The 20386-nt window shown below is 72.2% G+C and carries 18 protein-coding genes; 5 read left to right on the top strand and 13 right to left on the bottom strand.

Going from position 1 to position 20386, the window contains the following annotated elements:
* Positions 1–77: 77 nt before the first annotated feature.
* The 4 genes from OTB19_RS15260 to OTB19_RS15245 all read right to left on the bottom strand — a co-directional run bounded on the left by OTB19_RS15260 (position 78) and on the right by OTB19_RS15245 (position 6146).
* The gene (locus OTB19_RS15260) at positions 78–1784 is read right to left on the bottom strand and encodes a DUF885 domain-containing protein (protein ID WP_267798736.1); all 1707 of its coding nucleotides are present in this window, start codon (positions 1782–1784) and stop codon (positions 78–80) included.
* A 146-nt stretch (positions 1785–1930) separates the two neighbouring features.
* Positions 1931–3388, bottom strand: coding sequence for a GNAT family N-acetyltransferase (locus OTB19_RS15255; RefSeq protein ID WP_267798734.1), 1458 nt, complete (start codon positions 3386–3388; stop codon positions 1931–1933).
* A 120-nt stretch (positions 3389–3508) separates the two neighbouring features.
* On the bottom strand, positions 3509–5107 hold the full coding sequence (locus tag OTB19_RS15250) for an alkaline phosphatase D family protein (RefSeq protein ID WP_267798732.1): 1599 nt from the start codon (positions 5105–5107) through the stop codon (positions 3509–3511).
* A 106-nt stretch (positions 5108–5213) separates the two neighbouring features.
* A complete protein-coding gene (locus OTB19_RS15245; protein WP_267798730.1) occupies positions 5214–6146 on the bottom strand; it encodes an alpha/beta fold hydrolase in 933 nt (310 codons plus the stop codon).
* Between the two features lie 354 nt (positions 6147–6500).
* Between OTB19_RS15245 and OTB19_RS15240 the strand changes: the two genes are divergently transcribed.
* Positions 6501–7259 carry a GntR family transcriptional regulator gene (locus OTB19_RS15240; RefSeq protein ID WP_267798729.1) on the top strand — a complete coding sequence of 253 codons (759 nt, stop codon included), beginning with the start codon at positions 6501–6503 and terminating at the stop codon, positions 7257–7259.
* 807 nt (positions 7260–8066) lie between these two features.
* Here the strand turns inward: OTB19_RS15240 and OTB19_RS15235 are convergent.
* From OTB19_RS15235 to OTB19_RS15225, 3 genes are all read right to left on the bottom strand, one after another.
* Positions 8067–9224 (bottom strand): ROK family transcriptional regulator, encoded by a 1158-nt coding sequence (locus tag OTB19_RS15235; protein ID WP_267798728.1) that lies wholly within the window; start codon positions 9222–9224, stop codon positions 8067–8069.
* 101 nt (positions 9225–9325) lie between these two features.
* Positions 9326–9976, bottom strand: a complete 651-nt coding sequence (locus OTB19_RS15230; protein WP_053683255.1) for a response regulator — start codon at positions 9974–9976, stop codon at positions 9326–9328.
* A gap of 4 nt (positions 9977–9980) precedes the next feature.
* Positions 9981–11156 carry a sensor histidine kinase gene (locus tag OTB19_RS15225; protein WP_267798727.1) on the bottom strand — a complete coding sequence of 392 codons (1176 nt, stop codon included), beginning with the start codon at positions 11154–11156 and terminating at the stop codon, positions 9981–9983.
* Positions 11157–11264: 108 nt separating this feature from the next.
* Between OTB19_RS15225 and OTB19_RS15220 the strand changes: the two genes are divergently transcribed.
* The 3 genes from OTB19_RS15220 to OTB19_RS15210 are packed head-to-tail and all read left to right on the top strand — an operon-like array spanning position 11265 to position 13471.
* Positions 11265–12191 carry an ATP-binding cassette domain-containing protein gene (locus tag OTB19_RS15220; RefSeq protein ID WP_267798725.1) on the top strand — a complete coding sequence of 309 codons (927 nt, stop codon included), beginning with the start codon at positions 11265–11267 and terminating at the stop codon, positions 12189–12191.
* Between the two features lie 49 nt (positions 12192–12240).
* Entirely contained in the window at positions 12241–12993 is a 753-nt protein-coding gene (locus tag OTB19_RS15215) for an ABC transporter permease subunit (RefSeq protein ID WP_267798723.1), read from the top strand.
* Positions 12994–13033: 40 nt separating this feature from the next.
* On the top strand, positions 13034–13471 hold the full coding sequence (locus tag OTB19_RS15210) for a hypothetical protein (protein WP_267798721.1): 438 nt from the start codon (positions 13034–13036) through the stop codon (positions 13469–13471).
* A gap of 257 nt (positions 13472–13728) precedes the next feature.
* On the opposite strand, the gene mug is transcribed toward OTB19_RS15210, so the two are convergent.
* From mug to OTB19_RS15185, 5 genes are all read right to left on the bottom strand, one after another.
* Complete coding sequence (mug, locus tag OTB19_RS15205; RefSeq protein WP_267798760.1) at positions 13729–14268, bottom strand: G/U mismatch-specific DNA glycosylase; 540 nt, start codon at positions 14266–14268, stop codon at positions 13729–13731.
* Positions 14265–15698 carry an adenylosuccinate lyase gene (purB, locus tag OTB19_RS15200; protein WP_267798719.1) on the bottom strand — a complete coding sequence of 478 codons (1434 nt, stop codon included), beginning with the start codon at positions 15696–15698 and terminating at the stop codon, positions 14265–14267. Before purB ends, mug begins: the two co-directional genes overlap by 4 nt.
* Positions 15699–15769: 71 nt before the next feature.
* Positions 15770–16561, bottom strand: coding sequence for an SGNH/GDSL hydrolase family protein (locus OTB19_RS15195; protein ID WP_267798717.1), 792 nt, complete (start codon positions 16559–16561; stop codon positions 15770–15772).
* A 94-nt stretch (positions 16562–16655) separates the two neighbouring features.
* Positions 16656–17675, bottom strand: a complete 1020-nt coding sequence (locus OTB19_RS15190; RefSeq protein WP_267798715.1) for a hemolysin family protein — start codon at positions 17673–17675, stop codon at positions 16656–16658.
* Positions 17672–19012 carry a hemolysin family protein gene (locus tag OTB19_RS15185; protein WP_267798713.1) on the bottom strand — a complete coding sequence of 447 codons (1341 nt, stop codon included), beginning with the start codon at positions 19010–19012 and terminating at the stop codon, positions 17672–17674. Before OTB19_RS15185 ends, OTB19_RS15190 begins: the two co-directional genes overlap by 4 nt.
* Before the next feature lie 201 nt (positions 19013–19213).
* Here OTB19_RS15185 and OTB19_RS15180 point away from each other — a divergent pair, with 201 nt between their 5' ends.
* A complete protein-coding gene (locus OTB19_RS15180; RefSeq protein WP_267798711.1) occupies positions 19214–19639 on the top strand; it encodes a GNAT family N-acetyltransferase in 426 nt (141 codons plus the stop codon).
* A gap of 62 nt (positions 19640–19701) precedes the next feature.
* Here OTB19_RS15180 and OTB19_RS15175 read toward each other — a convergent pair whose 3' ends face one another.
* On the bottom strand, positions 19702–20361 hold the full coding sequence (locus OTB19_RS15175) for a class I SAM-dependent methyltransferase (protein ID WP_267798709.1): 660 nt from the start codon (positions 20359–20361) through the stop codon (positions 19702–19704).
* Positions 20362–20386 lie beyond the last annotated feature (25 nt).

Raw genomic sequence — 20386 nt, 5'->3', positions numbered from 1 at the left:
ACGCGCCGACACGACGACGGGCCGCTCACCCGCGCAGGGGTGAGCGGCCCGCCGTCATCCGTGGACCGCGGCCGGGATCAGAGCTTCGAGAGCTCGTCCACCAGGTCGTCCAGCCCCAGCGAACCCTGCGACAGCGCCGCCATGTGCCACGCCTTCAGGTCGAAGGACTCGCCGTGCGCGGCGCGGGCGTTGTCCCGGCCCAGCAGCCAGGCGCGCTCGCCCAGCTTATAACCGATGGCCTGGCCCGGCATCGACAGGTAGCGGGTCAGCTCGCTCTCGACGAAGTCGCCGGGCCGGCCGCTGTGCAGGCCGAAGAACTCCTGCGCCAGCTCCACCGTCCACCGCTCGCCCGGGTGGAACGGCGAGTCCGCCGGGATGTCCAACTCCAGGTGCATGCCGATGTCCACGATGACGCGCGCGGCGCGCATCATCTGGCAGTCCAGGTAGCCCAACCGCTGCTCGGCGTCCTTCAGGTACCCGAGTTCGTCCATCAGACGCTCGGCGTACAGGGCCCAGCCCTCGGCGTTGGCGCTCACCAGACCGACGCTCGCCTGGTAGCGGGAGAGCTGGTCCGCGACGTGCGTCCACTGCGCCAACTGGAGGTGGTGACCCGGAACGCCCTCGTGATACCAGGTCGAGACCAGGTCGTACACCGGGAAGCGGGTCTGGCCCATCGTCGGCAACCAGGTGCGCCCCGGGCGGGAGAAGTCCTCCGACGGGTTGGTGTAGTACGGGGCCGCCGCGCCGCCCGGCGGGGCGATCATCGACTCCACCTTCTTGACCCGCTCGGCGAGTTCGAAGTGGGTGCCGTCGAGGTTCTCGATGGCCTCGTCCATCAGACCCTGCAACCAGGCACGCACCTCGTCGACGCCCTCGATGTGCGTGCCGTGCTCGTCCAGGTGCCGCAGCGCGTCCCACGGGTTCGAACCCGGAAGGATCTTGTCCGCCTCGGCCTTCATCTCGGCGAGCAGCCGGTGGTACTCCGACCAGCCGTAGGCGTAGGCCTCGTCCAGGTCCAGGTCCGTGCCGTTGAAGTACCGGGACCAGCGCGCGTAGCGCTCGCGGCCGACGGTGTCCGGGGCGTCCGCGACGGCCGGGGCGTACACCTCGCTCATCCAGTCGCGCAGCTCGACGACGGCCGTCGTGGCGGACGCGGCCGCCTCGTCCAGCTCGGCGCGCAGGGAGTCCGGGCCGTCCGCCGCGAACTTCCCGAAGAAGTCGCGGTCGCCGTCGCCGCCCTGACCGGCCCAGGTGGTGAGCTGGCCGACGAAGGTGGCGGTGGGGCGCGGGCCGCCGTACAGGCCCCGGTCCAAGCCCAGTTGCAGGCTCTCGCGGTAGCCGGCGAAGGCGGCCGGGACCGCCCGCAGCCGCTCGGCGATCGCCGCCCAGTCCTCCGCCGTGTCGGCGGGGGTCAGGGTGAAGATCTCCCGGACCGAATGCGCAGGGGAGTGGAGGTTGCTGACCGCGCGGAGGTCCTCGTCGGCCTCGTACACCCCGAGTTCCGCGATGAGGCGCTCGCGCAGCAGGCGCGCGCAGCGGCGCTCTGCGTCGGTGTCGGCGCCGGGCAGCCGCTCGGCGGCGTCGAGCCGGTCGAGGGTGGTGCGGGCCAGCTCGGCGACGGCCGCGCGACCGGCCGGGGAGAAGTCCGGGAGCCGGCGGGAACTCTCGGCGACGCCGAGGTAGGTACCGGTGATCGGGTCGATGGCGATGAGGTCGTCGACGTACGCGTCGGCGACCTGGCGGGGCAGCCGATGGGCACGGTCACTGTGGAGGGTCTCTGACATACGGCCATCCTCGTATGTGAGACGCCCTCCCGTCATCGGAGTTCGCTCACGGCCTGCGGACCTCTCGGCCCGAGGGCTTCCCGGGAGGTCCGTACGCGACCGAGGGCCGCCCGCACACGGCGAACGGCCCTCGGCATCGCGCGGCGTCAGCCCTGGAGCCGCCGGGTCTCGTACGCGTGCTGCTCGCGCGGGGCCTCGTGGGGCGGCCGGGAGCCGACGCGGGCGGCGTCCAGCCGGGCCGTGATCACCAGGGTGCCCTCCTCGATCTGGTAGTCGAGGGGCAGCCCGAGGCCGCGCATGGCCGCGACCATGCCGGTGTTGGAGGCCTGGGTGACGGCGTACACGCTGTCGCAGCCGGCGTCCACGGCCATCGACAGCAGGCGGCGCAGCAGTTCGGAGCCGATGCCGCGGCGCTGCCAGTCGTCCTCGATCAGCAGCGCCACCTCGGTCTCGTCGCCGTCCCACAGCAGGTGGCCGAGGGCGACGAGCTTGCCGGAGGCGGTGGTCGCGGCCAGCGTGCGACCGAACCGGGGGCTCAGTAGGTGGCCGAGGTAGCGATCGGCGTCGCCGATCGGGCCGTGGTAGCGCAGGCCCAGCGTGCGCTCGGAGCACCGGTCGTGCATCGCGCGGGCGGCGGACAGGTCGGAGCCGTCGGCCCGCCGCACGGTGATCTCGTTGCCCTCGGGCAGCGTCAACACGTCCTGGCTGCGCGGGACGCGCGGCCCGAGCCGGGCGTCGAGTTCCACCAGGGCCCGGGCGCGGGCGAACTCGGTCGGGGTGAAGGGCAGGTACGGGCGCTCCACGGTGATCGCACCGCCCGAGGGGTCGCGCAGCCGCATCACCGTGGCCTCAAGGACCCCCTCGACGGGGGCGTCCGCGCCGGCGTTGGGGCGGCCGGAGAGCGTGGTCGCGGGGATCGAGTGGATCGTGCAGCGGCCGAGCAGTTGGCGCAGGGCGAGCGGCAGCTCGGCGGCGTCCAGCGCGGTCCGGGTGGCCAGTCCGAGCACCCGGGTCGGGGTGTCGACCAGGTCGTGGGCGTCGGCGCGCTCGATCCAGGTGCTGTGCCCGCCGGCCCCGGCGATGGCGCGGGTCAGGTCCGCGGAGGGCAGCCGCTGCGGGGCGCGCAGCAGGAACTCGTCGACCGTGCCGCCCTCGGGGAGGGGATGCGTCTGCAGCGTCAGGATGTCCACGCCGCTGCGGGCGAGCGCGGTGCAGATCGCGGCCAGGCTGCCGGGTTCGTCACGCACCGTCGTGCGCATCCGCCACAGGGCGGGCGTCGCCTTCGGGTCGGCGGGGGAATCGGCGCTCCCCCCGGCGGATGCGGCACGCGGCGCCGATGCCGCGGCCGGATCGGAGGGCGCGGTGCTCCGCGGAGGGGGCGCATGACTGTGCCGGCGTGCCCACCAGGTGTGGAAGGCGGCCGTGACCAGCAGCGCGATGGCCGAGGCGACCAGCAGGATCGGGCCCCTGGGGCCGTGCACCACGAGATTGGCGATGCCGTCGGCGACCGCTACGGCGCAGAAGAGGGCGGCGAGTTCGACGACGTCACGGCGCCAGTGGTGGCGGTGGGGACGCTGGGCGGAGGCAACATTACGGTCAGTCATGCACACCACTGTGGCGCAGGGGTGTTGCGTGATCACGAACGATCTGTGACCGACTGGTTAAGTGTCGATCCGCTCGGTCTGCCATGTTTCGAGGTGTTTCGGCCGGTGTTTCCGGCGAGGTCACGACTGCCCCACGCGCCCCGGTCGGAGCGTCCTGGTGAAGAGCACCCGACCTCCCTGCTGCCGCAGGCGCACGGTGAGCTCCCCACTGTCCCCCTCGATGTCGACCTCGCCGTAGTACGGCGGGTTCTCGGCGGGGGACATGTTGGCCACCGAGGCCGACTGGACGTATGCGGTCCGGGCCCCGAAGGTCGCGTCGAGGCGGCCCGCCGGGAAGGCGCCCGCGCCGATCGGGCCGGAGACGAACTCCCAGAACGGCGCGAAGTCCGTGAAGGCGGCCCGCTCGGGCGCGTAGTGGTTGGCGGCCGTGTAGTGGACGTCGGCCGTGAGCCAGACGGTGCCCGTGATGCGTTGGTGCTTGATGTGGCGCAGGAGTTCGGCGATCTGGAGCTCCCTGCCGAGCGGAGCACCCGGATCGCCCTGGGCGACCGCCTCGAAGTCGGTGGCCCCGTCGGCCACGACGATGCCCAGCGGCATGTCCGCGGCGATCACCTTCCACGTCGCCCGCGAGCGCGACAGCTCGCGCTTGAGCCAGCCCAGCTGTTCCGGACCGAGGATGCCGATCGGGTCGACGGTCTGGGTGTCGGGGGAATTGGGGTTCCGGTAGGTCCGCATGTCGAGGACGAACACGTCCAGCAGCGGGCCGTGCCGCATCACCCGGTACATCCGCCCCTCGGCGCCGCCACCGCGCAGATCGCTCACCGGGAAGTACTCCCCGAAGGCCTGACGGGCCCGAACGGCGAGGGTGTCGACGTCCTTGACGGTGTACCGGGGATCCTCGATCCGCTGCCCTGGATACCAGTTGTTGCGCACCTCGTGGTCGTCCCACTGGACCAGCACCGGGACCTGGGCGTTGAAGTCACGGAGGTTGCGGTCGAGCAGGTTGTAGCGGAAGTTCCCGCGGAACTCCGCCAGAGTCTCCGCGACTTTCGACTTCTCCTCGCTGGTGACGTTGCGCCAGATCGTCCCGTCGGGCCGGGGCACGGCGGCCTGGAGAGGGCCGTCGGCGTAGATCGTGTCGCCGCTGAAGAGGAAGAAGTCGGGGTCCCGCAGCCGCATCTCCTCGAAGACGCGGTACCCGCCGACCTCGGGATTGATGCCCCAGCCCTGCCCCGCGAGGTCACCGGACCACAGAAAGCGCACGTCGTGGCGGCGAGACACCGGCGTGGTGCGGAACGCGCCGCGCACCGGCTCGCCGGTCCGACGGGGGTCGGCGGGGTCCGCGAGCACGATCCGGTAGTGGATCTGCCGGCCGGGCGGCAGATCGCGCAGGGTGACGGTGCCGGTGAAGTCGGTGGCCGGACTGAGGAACGCGCCACCGTGGCGGCGCACGCCGTACCGGAACGACTCGCTCGGGGAGGTCTCGACGTACATCCGCGCGGGGCGGTCGGAGCGCGTCCAGACGGTGGCCGAATGGGCGGTGATCTCGCCGGACTGGGTGCCCCACAGGGCGTTCGGACGGCCGGAGAGGACGAGCGCGGGAGCCCGGCGCGGGGCGGCGAACGCCGGCGCGGCGAAGGCGCCGGACAGGACGAGCCCGGCCGGAACGGCGAGCGAACTGCCGAGCAGGGAACGTCGGGTGTGCGGCAGAGGTGCCATCGGTGCGTCTCCAGGGGCCGGCGGGGGCGGGCCGGACCAGTGTGTCGCCGCACACCGGCCCGGCCGCGTCGCCCACGCGAACCGCGGATGAACAGCCGCCGGCCGCTCACACGGCCTGCTGTGCCTCCCCGCCCCGCTGAGCGCCGCCCCGCTGCGCCCCGCTCCACGCCGCGGCGTCCGGTGTCGGGCCCGGTGCACCGCTCGACGCCTGGCGTGCCGTGTCGAGGATGACCCGGGAGACGAGGGCGGGGTCGTCGTTCATCGGAACGTGCCCACAGCCCGGGAGCCGGACCAGCCGGGCGCCGGGGATGACGCGCTTGGCGCGCACGCCCTGCCGGCGCAGGAGGAGCCGGTCGTTGCCGCCCCAGGCGATGGTGACCGGCAGGCCCGGCACGTCGTCGGTGAAGAACACGGACCCGCCCGCCGCCAGGGTCTTCTCGAAGCCGGTGGCGTCGCGCAGGGCGAGGGTCTCGGCCACCACGGCCTCGGGGGCACGCCGCGCCGGGCGGGCGTAGATGGTCCCGGTCAGCGCGGCCCGCCCGGCGCCGGTGCGCGAGAGCCGCTCCAGCGTGGGTCGCGGCAGCGCCCTCGCGCCGACGCGCATCGAGCGCAGGGCCGCGAAGGCGTACCGGCGCTCGGCCTGCGACCAGAAGCCGGCGGGGGACAGGGCGGTCACCGACCGTACGAGGTGCGTGCGCGCCATTTCGAGCGCGAGCAGCCCGCCGAGGGAGTTCCCCGCGACGTGCGGACGCTCCACGCCCAGCGCCGCGCAGAGGGAGCCGAGGGCCGGCGCGACGGTGGCCAGGTCGTAGGGGACGCCCGCGGGCAGGGGATCGGAGGCGCCGAAGCCCGGCAGGTCGACGGCGATGACCTCGTGCTCGGCGGCCAGGATGTCGATCACCGGGTGCCAGGCCTGGAGGTGGTGGCCGATGCCGTGGAGCAGGAGGAGCGGCTCGCCGGCGCCCTTGCGCTCGTAGGTGACGGTGGCGGGGCGGGGGCCGAGCGGCGAATCGATCGTGAACGAGACCGTGGCGGTCATGCTGCTCCTCGTCGGGCTGGACGCGTGTGAGACAGGCTGTCAGTAATGACTACCGCTCAGTAGCTTCCGCCGGCAAGTCCCCGCCGGGGATCGGGCGTTGGAATCCCCCGAACACGCGGGGTCGCGAGGGTCGCCGGCGCGGTCGGGATCCGGGAGCGCGAACATCCCGTGAACGGGTTGCTACATATGCCCGATCTGCCCGACAAAGCGGCGAGGATTGGTCTTGACCAAGGTGGTGCGCCGTCCTATCGTCGCAGGGATAGTGCAGGAACCTTTAATAAACAAGGGCGCGGAACTGCGGTGCGGAACTGCCGCTGGGACACGGCGATTGCATCGATTGCAGGAGGAGTCAGGGTGGGGACCACGCAGCTCGAATCGGTGCCGGAGCCGAAGTACTGGCACCTGAAGACCGTCCTCAGCGAAGCACTCGACCGGGACTTCGCCGTCGGCGAGATCCTCCCCAACGAGCGCGAACTCGCCGCACGCTTCGGCGTCGCCCGCGCCACCCTGCGGCAGGCCCTCGAACAGCTCGAACTCGAAGGCCGCCTCCAGCGCCGGCGCGGCGTCGGCACCACCGTCGCCCCGCCGCGCGTCGGCGTCGCCGTCGGCGACACCGGCCACAGCTGGCCCGGCGAGAGCGGCGACGGCTGGGAAGCCACGGACGCCGTCGAGGCCGTGCCGCCGGCCGCCGTACTGAAGCTCCTCGGTCCCGACTTCCCCGCCGACCAGCCCGTGCACATCGTGCGCCGGACCCGGGTCACCCAGGGCCAGGCCCTCGCCGCCGAGCTGCTGTACGTGCCGGCCCAGTCCGTGCCCGGACTCTCCGCCATCGACGCCCCGGCCGGCCCCGCCCGCGCCCGCGCCGTGATGCGGGAACTCCAGCGACTCGTGCTCGACGGCCAGGACCGCTCCGTGGAGCTCGGCTCCGCCCGCGCCGACGACGCCAAGGAACTCGACCGGCTGCCCGGCGCCCCCGTGCTGCTCGTGACCACGCGCTACATCACCACCGCCGGGACGGCCGCCGTCGCGGTGGCCACCTACCGCGCCGACACCTGCCGCCTCACCTTCGGCGACTCGGGAGTCGAGATCACCGAAACCCGCGCCGCGTCCTGACCGGCGGCGCGTTCTGGCCTGCGGTGCGTCCTGACCTGCGGCGCTCCTCCCGGGACTGCCTCCCGGGACGGTGGGGCCGTCACGGGGGCGCCCGGTCCGCCGCCGAGGCGGCGTGACGCTCCCGAGCCGGTGAGGTGCCCCGCGTGGCGCGTGACGCGTGGCGTTCGACGCATGACGACCACGACGCATGACGACACGACATCGGCCCGACGCCCTGTGCGCCGGGCCGTTGTCGTGTCTCGGGTGCGGTCTCCGCCGGCGCAGGTCTGGCGGGGGCTGGGGCTGGGGGCGGCGGGGCACGGGTGGCTGCGGTGCCGGCTGCGTTCGGGTTCCGGGGCCTCGGTATCCCCAGGATGGCCGAGGCGCTGTCGCGCATGCCCCGGGAGGGCCCTGCGTGGCCGGACCGTCGCCGTGTCTCGGACGCCTTCCCCGGCGCCATTCCGGCAGGGTTTCCCGCGCCGGGGCATGGGTGGCTGCGGGGGAGCGGTGTCGGCCGAAGCGGTGGCAGCGGTGGGGTTCCGGGCGCCTCCGCCTCCCCGGGATGTCGAGGGTGCACCCGTCGGACCCTGCCTGGCCGGGCAGCCGGGCGAGTGGGCGGACCGGGCCGGGGCCCGGGGAGAGCAGGCCGCGCCGCTGCCAGGGAGCCGACAGCCGCCGCAGGGCCGTGCTGCCGCTGCATGGTCGTCACAGGCCTGGACGCCGCCAGGGGGCCGGGAGCGCCTTACCACGCGCTCGGCCCGGAACGCGGGGGAGCCCCACAAGGGCTCGGGGCGGATCATGGCGGCGCAGGAGTCGACGGCACCGGCGTCAGCGGCGCCGGGCCGTCACCGTCTTCTCCACCGCGAAAAGCTCCTCCTCGACGTGGTCCAAGGCCAGCCGTAGCGCCCCGGTGGCCACCGCCGCCTCACCGAGCAGCGACTGCTCCACCCGAGGCGGGCGCAGGCAGTACCGCTCCAACTCCCGGCGCAAGGGTTCCAGGACCCCGTCCAGCCCGGCAGCCCAACCGCCCACCACCACCAGTTCCGGATCCATCGCCAGGACCAATGCGGCAACGTCGTGCACCAGTCGCTGGAGGAACCGTTCCACGGCGGCGACCGCCCGGGCGTCTCCCCGCCTGGCCATCGCGAACACCTCGGCCACGGCCGGCTCGTCCAGCGGGTGCAGCGGTTCGCCGGTGGTCGACAGCAGCTTCTCCGGGGTGACCTCGCGCCCCAGGAGGTGCAGGGCGCCGATCTCGCCGGCGGCTCCGCCGTAGCCGCGGTGCAGTCGGCCGCCGATCAGCGAACCGGCGCCGGGGCTGAGGCCCGCCATCACGAACACCATGTCGTCGGTGTCCCGCGCCGCGCCCTTCCAGTGCTCGGCGACAGCCGCGGCGTTGGCATCGTTCTCCACCTGCACCGGACAGCGGAACGAGCGCCTCAACCTCTCGCCGAGCGGCAACCCGGTCCATCCCGGCAGGGCGGTCCCGAGGCGAACCGTCCCGTCCGCCTCCACGATTCCGGGACTGCCCACACCGACGGCCCGCAAGGAGTCCCGTGGCACACAGGAGCGGCGCAGCAGATCGGCCACCGCCGACCGGACGCGTTCCAGCCGCTCGTCCGCCGACGCGGACTCGGCGACCTCCTTCGTGCCCGCGCCGATCACCCGCCCGTCGAGGCCGGACAGCAGGACGGCGATCCGGTGCGAGCCGATCTCGATGCCGAGCAGGTGTCCCGCCTCGGTCCGGAAGCGGAAGCGCCTGGCCGGCCGACCCTGTCGCCGTGCGCCCTCCTCGGCTTCGGCCTCCACCACGAGCCCCGTGCCGATCAAACCCTCCACCACTCCTTCAACGGTCGGCCGGGAGAGCCCGGTGACCCGTGTGAGGTCGGTGAGGGTCGGCGATTCGGCCGCGCGCAGGGCCCGCAGCACCACGGCCGAATTGATCCGTCGGAGCAGAGAGGGGTCCCCGCCGGTCAGCTGCCCCAACGTGTGTCCTCCCAGCTAGCGGCCCTGTCAGCCGGATCGTACTGCGCACCCGCCGCAACGGCGAGAAGCGGCCCCCCATCGGCCGGAATCAGCCCCTCCCCTCAGGCCGGGGCGACGAATCCGGACTCGTAGGCAGTGATGACCGCCTGGGTCCGGTCGCGTGCGCCCAGCTTCGCCAAGATCGCACTGACGTGGGACTTCACGGTCTCCGTGCCGATGATCAGCTCGGCCGCGATCTCCACATTGGTCAAGCCGCGGGCCATCAGTCGGAGTACCGCCTCCTCTCGCTCGGTCAGTGCGGCCCGTTCCAACACCGCCCGCGCCTTGTGGTTTCCGTACTCCGCCGCCAGCGCTCGCACGGCGGCCGGGAAGAGCAGCGTCTCGCCCTCCGCGACGAGCCGGACCGCGTGCACGATCTCCGAGGGTCGGGCCCGTTTCAGGAGGAAGCCGTCAGCTCCGGCCCGCAGAGCCTGGTAGACGTACTCGTCGTTCTCGAACGTCGTGACCACGAGGATCTTCGGCGGTGAGTCCACGGACCGGAGAACCGCCCGCGTCGCCTCGATCCCGTCCAGCAGCGGCATTCGCACGTCCATCGCCACCACGTCCGGTCGCAGCTGTCGGACGAGCGGAACCACGGATGCTCCGTCGGCCGCCTCTCCCACCACGGTGATGTCGGGCTGTGCTTCCAGGACGGCGCGCAACCCCGCGCGCACCAGGGGCTCGTCATCGACGAGCAGTACGGTGACCGGCATTCGATCAGCGTATTCGGTCCAGCGGAAGCCGGGCGAACACTCTCCAACCGCCCTCGTACGGACCGGTCTCGGCTTCCCCGCCGAGGAGTGCGGCCCGCTCCCGCATCCCACGCAGCCCGCTCCCGCCACCCGGCATGAAGGTGGGCCGCTCCGACAGCGGGTTCGTCACTTCCAGGTCCAGCCGGCCGGTGGTCATCTCGACCCGCACCCGGACGGGCACCGGACCGCAATGCCGCAGCACATTCGTCAGTGCCTCCTGCAGAATCCGGTACCCCTCCCGGGTGACCGGACCGGGCAGCTTCTCCAGTGACCCCGTCAGCCGGGCGTCCACCACCGCTCCCGAGGCCCGGGCCGACTCCAGCAGGCGGTCCGCCTCCGCCAACGTCGGCCGCTGGGAGGGCGGCTGGGCCGACTCGCGCAACACCAGGAGCACCCGCTCCAGATCCTCCAGCGCGGCTCGGCCCGTCTCCTCGATCGCGTGGAGGGCCCGGTCGGTGAAGTCGGGGTCGCCGGCTGCCCGCGCCGCTCCCGCCTGCATGACCGCCACGGTCAGGGCGTGGCCGATGGAGTCGTGCAGTTCCCTCGCGATGCGGGTCCGTTCCAACAGCTGCTCGGTCCGGGCCTCCAACGCGGAGAGACGTTCGGTCGCCGAAGGCCCCAGCAAACGACGGGCGATCGAGGTGATCATCTCGCCGAGCATCACCACGACGACGAGGAGTACGACCAACGGCACCGGGGCGAGCAGCGCGGCCACCCAGCGCGTCGGGGTGAACGGCACAGCCGGATCCGCGGTCACCTGCTGTCCGAGCGCGATCGCGATCAACTCGACCGTCATCACCGGAAGCACGACGGTCGCGAACATGGCGACGCCGGCGACCACCAGACGTATCTCCAGCCACAACAGGGTCCGCCACCGGTCTCCCCACCGTGCCGACGGCGCGGTACCGATGACGCCGTCGGGGGAGCCGCGGTCATGAGGGGTCAGCAGGAACTGGGCCTGCAGTCCCTCGGCCAGCCTCACCCACGGCACGAACCCGAACGGTATGACGATCAACAAAGGCATCCACGGCCAACGGGGGTTCACGAACATCCAGATGGCGAGCAGAAGCAGCGGTACGCACAGATGCAGCCAACGGGAGTAGGTCACCGGTCGAAGCGGTGCTCGGAGCAGTCGGTACATGCCTCCATCGTGACAGCGGGAAGGTGGGCCCCGGCTCCCCCACGTGGGGGAGCCGCCACCCTCGCTTGGGGGAGGAAGCGGTGGGGGGGCGGCGGGGAATCTTGAGGCATGAACCGTGAACCGAACCGCATCGAGATCTGCGAACTGACCAAGGACTACGGCTCCACACGGGTCGTCGACCACCTCACCTTCGATGTCCTGCCCGGCCGGGTCACCGGCTTCCTGGGCCCCAACGGAGCCGGTAAGTCAACGACCATGCGCCTGCTGCTCGGGCTCGACCGGCCCACGGTGGGCAACGCCACCATCGGCGGGCTCCGGTTCGCCGACCTTCGAGACCCGCTGCGCCGGGTGGGCGCTTTGCTGGACCCGCAGGCGGCCCACGCAGGACGCACCGCCCGGGACCACCTCCTCGCGCTCGCCGTCAGCAACGGCATCTCGGCGGCGCGGGTGGACACGGTGCTGGAGCGGGCCGGGATCGCCTCGGTGGCCCGGCAGCGGGTCAGGACCTTCTCCCTGGGCATGCGCCAGCGACTGGGTGTGGCCGCCGCGCTGCTGGGCGATCCGGGGGTTCTCCTGCTCGACGAGCCGACCAACGGCCTCGACCCGGAGGGCATCATCTGGATCCGAGGGCTGATGCGCTCTCTCGCCGCAGAGGGACGCACCGTCCTGGTCTCCAGCCACCTCATGGCCGAGACCGCCTCGTTCGTCGACCATCTGGTCGTCGTCGGGCAGGGCGCGTTGTTGGCCGACCTCTCGATGAAGGACTTCATCGACTCCCGCAGCACCCCCAGGGCGAGACTGCGGACTTCCGCTCCCGATCGGCTGCGAGCGGTGCTGGCCCGCGAGGGGGTCGAGCCGGTCATCTCCGAAGACGGGCACTGGACCGTGGACGGCATACGTGCCGAGCAGATCGGGAGCCTCGCCGCCCGCGAGGGGATACCCCTGCTCGAACTCATCGACGAGCGAGCCTCCCTGGAACAGGCCTATCTGGAGCTCACCGCCACACGCGCCCAGTTCTCGACGTTCCCCGCCTGAGACCGGCCCCCACCCAGTGCCATCCCTGAAGGAGATCGGAGTCCATGTCATGACCGCCGCCGCCCTGCCCAACATCCCCGTCCTGCACTCGGAATGGATCAAGATACGTTCCTCCCGCGCGGCGATGGGTTCGCTGACCGCGGTCTTCCTCGTCACCGCCGGCATCACGGTGCTCACTGCCGCCGCGATCGGGACGGCCGAGGAAGGAGCCCTGGGCGACGACCGACTTCTCGGAGCCTTCTACGGTGTCAACTTCGGTCAGATAGCGGCCGTTGCCTTCGGGACGACGGCTTTCGCCGGGGAGTTCCGGGACGGTGCCCTGAGGGTCTCGCTCACGGCGGTGCCCAACCGGACCCGGCTGTACCTCGCCAAGGTGGCGATGATCACCGGACTGGCATTTCTGATCGGCCAGATCACCGGCGTCGTCACCTTCCTCGCCGGACAGGCCTTCATGGGGAAGTACGCGTTGGGCCTGGACGACCCGGGCGCGCTGAGGGCCGTGTTCGGGAGCGGGGTCTACCTGACACTCATGGCCCTTCTCGCGGCCGGCCTGACCGCACTGGTGCGCAGCGGCACGCTCGTGATGAGCCTGCTCATACCCTTCCTGCTGATCCTGCCCTTCGTGGTCGGTCAGGTCGCGGGAGGAGCGGGGCAGTTCATGCCGGACCGTGCCGGTCAGCTGGTCATGCGAGCCGCCACGGACGGTCCGCTCGGTCCCTGGACCGGCCTGGGGGTGGCCGCGCTGTGGTCCCTGCCGGCGCTGGCCGGAGGCTGGCTGGCGGTGAGCCGTCGGGCGGCATGACGTCGGGCCAGTTGTCAGTGGTGCCCGGGATACTGACGGCATGACCACGGCAGAGCATCTCGACACGATCGACCGGCTCCGGGGACAGACCTTTCCCACCGATCCGGTCCGGTTCGACAGGCACGGCAGTGGCCCGGGCCATCATCTGGTCCAACTCGTGGAGACCCGGGACTTCTGGGAAGACGATGGATCGGCCCGGATCGAGGAGGCGGACCAGATCAGTGCCGAGTACGGCGCGCTGGTACAGGCCTTGACCGGTCGCTGGGGGGCACCGCAGGTGTTCACTCTGGACGGGGTGATGCAGCGCGGTCTCGACGGGGAGGCGATACCGGAGCCGTGGGACGCGCTCGCCGACAACGCCGACCACGTTCACCTCTGGCGGGCCGGCGACCAGTGGCTCGTGGTCTACGTGGCCCGCAGGGCGACCGAGGACCCCTTCAGGCTGATGGCCGCGGTCACCGTGATCGACCCGCCGTAGAGGCGACGCGCGGGAGGCCGCTCGCCGACGCCGGCCCATCGAGGACCCGGCTACCGGCGACCGGGTAGCGGGAATCGGCGGGGGAGCGGGCCCCGGGGATGCCCTGCCTGCCTACCCCTGCCCGGGCCGATGCACCATCGCTGCCGGACCCGGACCCGGACCCGGACCCGGACCCGGACCCGGACCCGGACCCGGACCCGGACCCGGACCCGGACCCGGACCCGGACCCGGACGGACCGGGCGCGGGCGAGGTTCGGTCAGGGGGTCTCGGCGGCGGTGCGGAGGCGGGCGTACTCCTGGGCCATGGACTCGGCGGTCCAGTGGGCGTTGAGGCCGCTGGGGTTGGGCAGGGCCCAGATGCGGGTGGCGCCGATGGTTCGGTCCTGGGGGCCGATCTGGGCCTTCCTCTCGCCGAAGGCCGTGCGGTAGGCGGTCACACCGACAACGGCCAGCCACTGCGGACGCAGCAGCTCCACCTTGGCCGTCAGGATCCGACCGCCCTCACGGAACTCCTCGGCGTCCAGCTCGTCGGCACGGGCCGTGGCGCGGGCCACCACGTTCGTGATGCCGAGCCGGTACGTCAGCAGCTCTTCCTGTTCGGCGGGGGCCAGCCGGCGCGGGGTGAAGCCCGACAGGTGCAGGACCGGCCAGAACCGGTTGCTGGCGCGGGCGAAGTGGTGGCCCGTGGCGGCGGAGAGGAGACCCGGGTTGATCCCGCAGAAGAGCACACGCAGACCGCCCGCGACCACGTCCGGGAGGACGCGGTCGCGGGCGGCGGCCAGTTCGTCGGGGGTCAGAGGATCGACCCCGGCGCGTACCCGGCGGCCTCCGGGTGCTGCTTGGAGATGGCCTCGATACGGGAGACCACCGTCGCGACCTGGTCGCCGGCCGCACCCGTGAAGGACAGCTTGTCGGCCATCAGGGCGTCGAGCTGAGCGCGGTCCAGCGGCATCCGCTCGTCGGCGGCCAGCTTGTCCAGCAGTTCGTTGCGCTCGGCGCCCTGCTCGCGCATGGCGAGGGCGGAGGCGACCGCGTGCTCCTTGATGACCTCGTGGGCGGCCTCGCGGCCCACTCCGGCCCGCACCGCGCCCATGAGCACCTTGGTGGTGGCGAGGAAGGGCAGGTAGCGGTCGAGTTCACGGGCGACGACCGCCGGGAAGGCGCCGAACTCGTCGAGGACGGTCAGGAAGGTCTCCAGCAGACCGTCGAACGCGAAGAACGCGTCCGGCAGGGCCACGCGGCGGACGACGGAGCAGGAGACGTCGCCCTCGTTCCACTGGTCGCCGGCCAGCTCGCCGGTCATCGAGGCGTAGCCGCGCAGGATGACCATCAGGCCGTTCACGCGCTCGCAGGAGCGGGTGTTCATCTTGTGCGGCATCGCGGAGGAGCCGACCTGGCCGGGCTTGAAGCCCTCGGTCACCAGCTCGTGGCCGGCCATCAGCCGGATGGTCTTGGCGATCGAGGACGGGGCGGCGGCCAGCTGCACCAGGGCGGTGACCACGTCGTAGTCGAGCGAGCGCGGGTAGACCTGGCCGACGGAGGTGAAGGCCTGGGCGAAGCCGAGGTGGGCGGCGATGCGCTGCTCCAGGTCGGCGAGCTTCGCGGTGTCGCCGCCGAGCAGGTCCAGCATGTCCTGGGAGGTGCCGACCGGGCCCTTGATCCCGCGGAGCGGGTAGCGCTCCAGCAGGTTCTCCAGGCGGTCGTAGGCGACCAGCAGTTCGTCGGCCGCGGTGGCGAAGCGCTTGCCCAGGGTGGTGGCCTGTGCGGCGACGTTGTGGGAGCGGCCGGCCATGACCAGCTCGGCGTGCTCCGCGGCCAGCTTGGCGAGGCGGGCGAGGACGGCGACCGTGCGGTCCCGGGACAGTTCCAGCGAGAGCCGGATCTGGAGCTGCTCGACGTTCTCGGTGAGGTCGCGGGAGGTCATGCCCTTGTGGACGTGCTCGTGCCCGGCGAGGGCGTTGAACTCCTCGATGCGGGCCTTCACGTCATGCCGGGTGACCTTCTCGCGCTCGGCGATGGAGGCGAGGTCGACCGTCTCCAGGACGCGCTCGTAGTCGGCGAGGGCGGCGTCCGGAACCTCGATACCGAGGTCCTTCTGGGCGCGCAGCACGGCGAGCCACAGCCGCCGCTCCAGCGTCACCTTGTACTCGGGGGACCACAGGACGGCGAGCTCCGCGGAGGCGTAGCGGCCGGCCAGGACATTGGGGATGCGGGGCTTGGCTGTCACGTGGAGTGATTCTACTTGGGCCGCCGCTGTGCGTTTACGCAGGTAGGGGACCCGCCTCGGATTGTGCCTTGCTACGAGAGCCGATCCGTGGCCGAAGGCGTGTACGGCAGCAGCTCTGCGCGCTTCGCCGCCCGTCCGTCGCCCGACGAGCGGCCGGTCAGCCGGCGCCCGATCCAGGGCAGCAGGTGCTGCCGGGCGAAGCGGAGGTCCTCGGTCCTGCGCGCGGGCCAGGTCGGCGCCGCCGAGGGAGCGAGATCGGCCCGCCACTCGTCCTCCGGCGCCAGCCCCAGGCTCTGCCAGACGGCCTCCGCCACCCGGCGGTGCCCCTCGGCCGTGAGGTGCAGCCGGTCGACGTCCCACATGCGCGGGTCCGCGAGCACGGGCGCCCCGTACAGGTCCACGAGCAGCGCGTCGTGCCGCGTGGCGAGCTCGTCGAGGATGGTGAAGAGCTCCTCCATGCGGGGGCGGAAACGATCCATCACCGGCCCGTTGCGCCCCGGCGAACGCATCAGGACCAGCGTCTTGCAGGAAGGGGCCAGCAGTTCCACGGCCTCTTCCAGGTGCCCCCGTACCCGGCCCATGTCGACCTTGGGTCGCAGCGCGTCGTTCAGGCCGCCCACGAGCGTCACCACGTCGGCGCCCATCGCGGCCGCCACGGGCACCTGCTCCCCGGCGATCTGGCCGATCAGCTTCCCGCGCACCGCGAGGTTCGCGTAGCGGAAGTCCGGCTCGCGGGTCGCGAGGCGTGCGGCGAGCAGATCGGCCCAGCCCCGGTAGGAGCCGTCCGGGAGCAGATCGGACATGCCCTCGGTGAAGGAGTCACCGATCGCGACAAAACTGGTGTAGGACGCATTCATCTCCATGGCGGGAGCGATGCTACCGCGCGGTAGCCCGGCCCCGCACGGTCGGGGGCCGCCGCGGGGCCCGGGATCCCGGGACACGGGATTCAGGAGCCGGTCACGCGGACGCCGGCCTGCCGAACAGCTCGCGCAGCACGTCCTCCATCGTGACCAGGCCCGTCATGACGCCGTCCTGGCCGAGCACCGCCGCCAGGTGGGTACGGCTGCGCCGCATGGCGGTCAGCACGTCGTCCAGCGGGGTCTCCGCCCGCACCTGGGCGATCGGGCGCAGCTCGGACAGCGGGAACGGTTCGTCCCGCTCGGCCACGTCCAGCGCGTCCTTGACGTGCAGGTAGCCGAGGATCCTGTGCTCCGCGTCGATCACGGGGAAGCGGGAGTAGCCGGACTCGGCCGACAACCGTTCCAGACCCGCCGCGGAGATGCCCTCGCGCGCCGGGACGACCCGGTCCGACGGCAGTACCACATCGGTGACCGGACGACGGCCCAGCTCCAGGGCATCGTGCAGCCGCTCGCTCGCGCGGCCGTCGATCAGTCCGGCGGCACTGGAGTCCTTGACCATCCGGGCGAGCTCGTCGTCCGAGAAGGTCGCCGCGACCTCGTCCTTCACGTCCACCCGCAGCAGGCGCAGCAGGGCGTTCGCGAAGGCGTTGATCGCGAAGATCACCGGCCGGAGGGCCTTCGCCAGGGTCACCAGCGGCGGCCCCAGCAACAACGCGGTGCGCACCGGCTCGGAGAGCGCCACGTTCTTCGGCAGCATCTCGCCGAACAGCATGTGCAGGTACGTCGCCAGGGCCAGCGCCACCACGAACGAGATCGCGTGAGTCAGCCCGTCCGGTACGCCGACCAGGTCGAACAGCGGCGTCAGCAGGTGGGCGATCGCGGGCTCGGCCACCACACCCAGCACCAGGGTGCAGAGGGTGATGCCCAGTTGCGCCGCCGCCATCAGCGCCGACAGGTGTTCCAGGCCCCACACCACGGCGCGGGCCCGCCGGTCGCCTTGCTCGGCGTACGGCTCGATCTGGCTGCGCCGGACGGAGATCAGCGCGAACTCCGCGCCGACGAAGAAGGCGTTCACGACCAGCGTCGCCAGGCCGATCAGCAACTGGATCGCGGTCATCGGGTCTCCTCAGCACCGTCGTTGTCGGCGGACTCGACCGGCGTGTGCAGCAGCACCCGCGCGGCCCGACGCCCGCTCGCGTCCACCACGTCCAGCCGCCAGCCGTCCAGTTCCATGCTGTCGCCGACGGCCGGGATCCGGCCCAACTCGGTGGCCACGAGACCGGCCAGCGTCTCGTACGGGCCGTCCGGGACCCGCAGCCCGATCCGCCGGAGCTGGTCGGTGCGGGCGGCGCCGTCGGCCGAGTACAGGGCCCGTCCCGAGGCGTCCGTGCCGGCCGGGGCCAGGTCCGGGGTCTCGTGCGGGTCGTGCTCGTCGCGGACCTCGCCCACGACCTCCTCGACGATGTCCTCCAGCGTGGCCACACCGGCGGTGCCGCCGTACTCGTCGATGACGACGGCCATCGTCTGCCGGCCCGACAGCCGGTCCAGCAGCCGATCCACGGTCAGTGACTCGGGTACCAGCAGCGGCTCGCGCAGCAGTCGCTCGACGGGGTACCGGTGCCGGTCCTCGGCGGGCAGCGCCAGCACGTCCTTGATGTGCACGGTGCCGACGACGGTGTCGAGGCTGCCCCGGTACACCGGGAAGCGCGACAGGCCGGTGGCCAGGGTGGCGTTCGCCACGTCCTCGGCGGTGGCCTGCACGTCGAGGGCGGTGACCTGGACGCGCGGGGTCATGACGTTCTCCGCGGTCAGGTCGGCCAGGTTCAGGGTCCGCACGAACAGCTCGGCGGTGTCCTTCTGCAGCGAGCCCGCCTTCGCGGAGTGCCGGGCCAGGGCCACGAGCTCCTGAGGGCTGCGTGCCGAGGCCAGTTCCTCGGCCGGCTCCAGGCCGAACCGGCGGACGAGGTGGTTCGCGGTGGTGTTCAGATGGCTGATCAGCGGCCTGAAGGCACGGCTGAAGGCCCGCTGCATGGTGGCCACGCGCTTGGCGATGGCCAGCGGCGAGGAGATGGCCCAGTTCTTCGGCACCAGCTCGCCGACGACCATCAGGACGACGGTCGACAGGACGGTGCCCACGACCAGGGCGGCGGAGGACGCGGCCGCGGCCGACAGGCCCATGGCCTGGAAGGGGCCCTGGAGCAGGGCCGAGATCGAGGGCTTGGAGAGCATGCCGATGACCAGGCCGGTCACGGTGATGCCGAGTTGGGCGCCCGAGAGTTGGAAGGTCAGGCTCCTAACGGCTGCCAGGGCGCTGTCGGCCCCGCGTTCGCCGCGTTCGACGGCGCGTTCCAGTTCACTGCGCTCGACGGTCGTCAACGAGAACTCGGCCGCGACGAAGACTCCGCAGGCCAGGCAGAGCAGCAGCGCCACGATGAGCAGGAGCACTTCGGTCATCGGTCGGTCACCTCCGTTCCATGATCAGCCAGGAGGAGGGGGGTCGCGCGATGTCGGGTACCGAGGGGCTCGCCCATGGGCGGACGCTCACACCTTTCTTTCAGGTCGTTCGAGCGGAACGGTTGACCACAGGGTAAAGGACAGGCAAAGAGGAGGGATCGTACTTTTGGTGCCCGTCCCTCGGGTGAGGGGATCCGGAGCATGGACGATCTTCACATCGGACCCGGCTCCCCGCCAGACCTCGCCGAGGTACTGGCCTTCTGGAAGACGGCCGCCGAAGGCACAAGCATCTCCGACGACCTCGCCGGAATCGAGCTGCTCCACGCCCGTGACCCGCACGCCCTCCTCCCAGCCCGCCGAGACGGCGGGCTCGTCGGCACGGTCATCGCCGGCTTCGACGGCCGGCGCTGCCACCTGTACCGGCTCGCCGTCCACCCCGAACACCGCAGGCAGGGCATCGGCGCGGCCCTGCCGGCCGCCGCCGAGGAGCGGTTCGTCGCCCTGGGCGGGCGGCGCGCGGACGCGATGGTGCTCGATCGCAACGAGGGGGTGCACGGGGCGTGGGACGCGGCCGGATACCGCCCCGAGGACCACTGGACCCGCTGGGTCAAGCCGCTCGACCGCTGATTCGCGGACCGGTGGGCGAGCGGGGGACGGGATCCGGGGGAGGCCGCAGAGCCCTCCCGTCCTCAGTCCTCCACGCGGCGGGCCGAGCCGATGACGCAGTACGAGGTGGGGAGCGCCGGGCCGCGTTCCGGTAGCCGGAAGGCGCGGTGCGAGACGATGCGGAAGCCGGCCGCCTCGATCGCGGCGAGCGGGTCGCGGGCCGTGTGGCAGCCGCCGAAGAGCCGGGGCCAGACGGTCCGGTCCAGCGTCCGCTGGACGGCGCCCATGCCGGGGCCGGGCGCCAGACCGTGCTCGAAGAACCGCAGCTCGGCGTCGGGGCGGAGCACCCGGTGCAGTTCCGCGAGGGCGCGCGGCAGGCTGCGTACCGTACACAGCACCAACGAGGCCACGGCCACGTCGAAGGCCTCGCTCTTGACCGGCAGCGCCTCGGCGACGCCGGGCACGAGGTCGACCGGGACCTCGGCGCGCAGCGCGGCCGCCGCGGCGAGTCGACGCAGGGAGCGCTCCGGTTCGACGGCGACCACCTCGGAGACCGCCCGGGGGTAGTGCGCGAAGTTGAGGCCGTTGCCGGCGCCGATCTCGATGACACGACCGGACACGCCGTGCAGCAGTTCCTCGCGGAGCGTGCCGATGCCGCCGCGGGTCTCGGCGGCGGTGCTGAAGCGGGCGTAGAAACGCGCGAAGTGCGGGTGATGGACCGGGTCGGCGGGTCGGCGGGGCATGGCGGGCCTCCAAGCGGGGGTGGCG

Source organism: Streptomyces sp. H27-H5 (assembly GCF_026627505.1).
GTDB lineage: Bacteria > Actinomycetota > Actinomycetes > Streptomycetales > Streptomycetaceae > Streptomyces.
Note: the sequence above shows the minus strand (reverse complement) of the source record. Positions and strands in the feature narration are given on the sequence as shown.

Excerpts from the sequence above, each read along its gene's own strand:
- OTB19_RS15260 (WP_267798736.1), bottom strand. The coding sequence starts at position 1,784 with ATGTCAGAGACCCTCCACAGTGACCGTGCCCATCGGCTGCCCCGCCAG.
- OTB19_RS15255 (WP_267798734.1), bottom strand. The coding sequence starts at position 3,388 with ATGACTGACCGTAATGTTGCCTCCGCCCAGCGTCCCCACCGCCACCAC.
- OTB19_RS15250 (WP_267798732.1), bottom strand. The coding sequence starts at position 5,107 with ATGGCACCTCTGCCGCACACCCGACGTTCCCTGCTCGGCAGTTCGCTC.
- OTB19_RS15245 (WP_267798730.1), bottom strand. The coding sequence starts at position 6,146 with ATGACCGCCACGGTCTCGTTCACGATCGATTCGCCGCTCGGCCCCCGC.
- OTB19_RS15230 (WP_053683255.1), bottom strand. The coding sequence starts at position 9,976 with ATGCCGGTCACCGTACTGCTCGTCGATGACGAGCCCCTGGTGCGCGCG.
- OTB19_RS15225 (WP_267798727.1), bottom strand. The coding sequence starts at position 11,156 with ATGTACCGACTGCTCCGAGCACCGCTTCGACCGGTGACCTACTCCCGT.
- OTB19_RS15220 (WP_267798725.1), top strand. The coding sequence starts at position 11,265 with ATGAACCGTGAACCGAACCGCATCGAGATCTGCGAACTGACCAAGGAC.
- OTB19_RS15215 (WP_267798723.1), top strand. The coding sequence starts at position 12,241 with ATGACCGCCGCCGCCCTGCCCAACATCCCCGTCCTGCACTCGGAATGG.
- OTB19_RS15210 (WP_267798721.1), top strand. The coding sequence starts at position 13,034 with ATGACCACGGCAGAGCATCTCGACACGATCGACCGGCTCCGGGGACAG.
- OTB19_RS15195 (WP_267798717.1), bottom strand. The coding sequence starts at position 16,561 with ATGGAGATGAATGCGTCCTACACCAGTTTTGTCGCGATCGGTGACTCC.
- OTB19_RS15190 (WP_267798715.1), bottom strand. The coding sequence starts at position 17,675 with ATGACCGCGATCCAGTTGCTGATCGGCCTGGCGACGCTGGTCGTGAAC.
- OTB19_RS15185 (WP_267798713.1), bottom strand. The coding sequence starts at position 19,012 with ATGACCGAAGTGCTCCTGCTCATCGTGGCGCTGCTGCTCTGCCTGGCC.
- OTB19_RS15180 (WP_267798711.1), top strand. The coding sequence starts at position 19,214 with ATGGACGATCTTCACATCGGACCCGGCTCCCCGCCAGACCTCGCCGAG.
- OTB19_RS15175 (WP_267798709.1), bottom strand. The coding sequence starts at position 20,361 with ATGCCCCGCCGACCCGCCGACCCGGTCCATCACCCGCACTTCGCGCGT.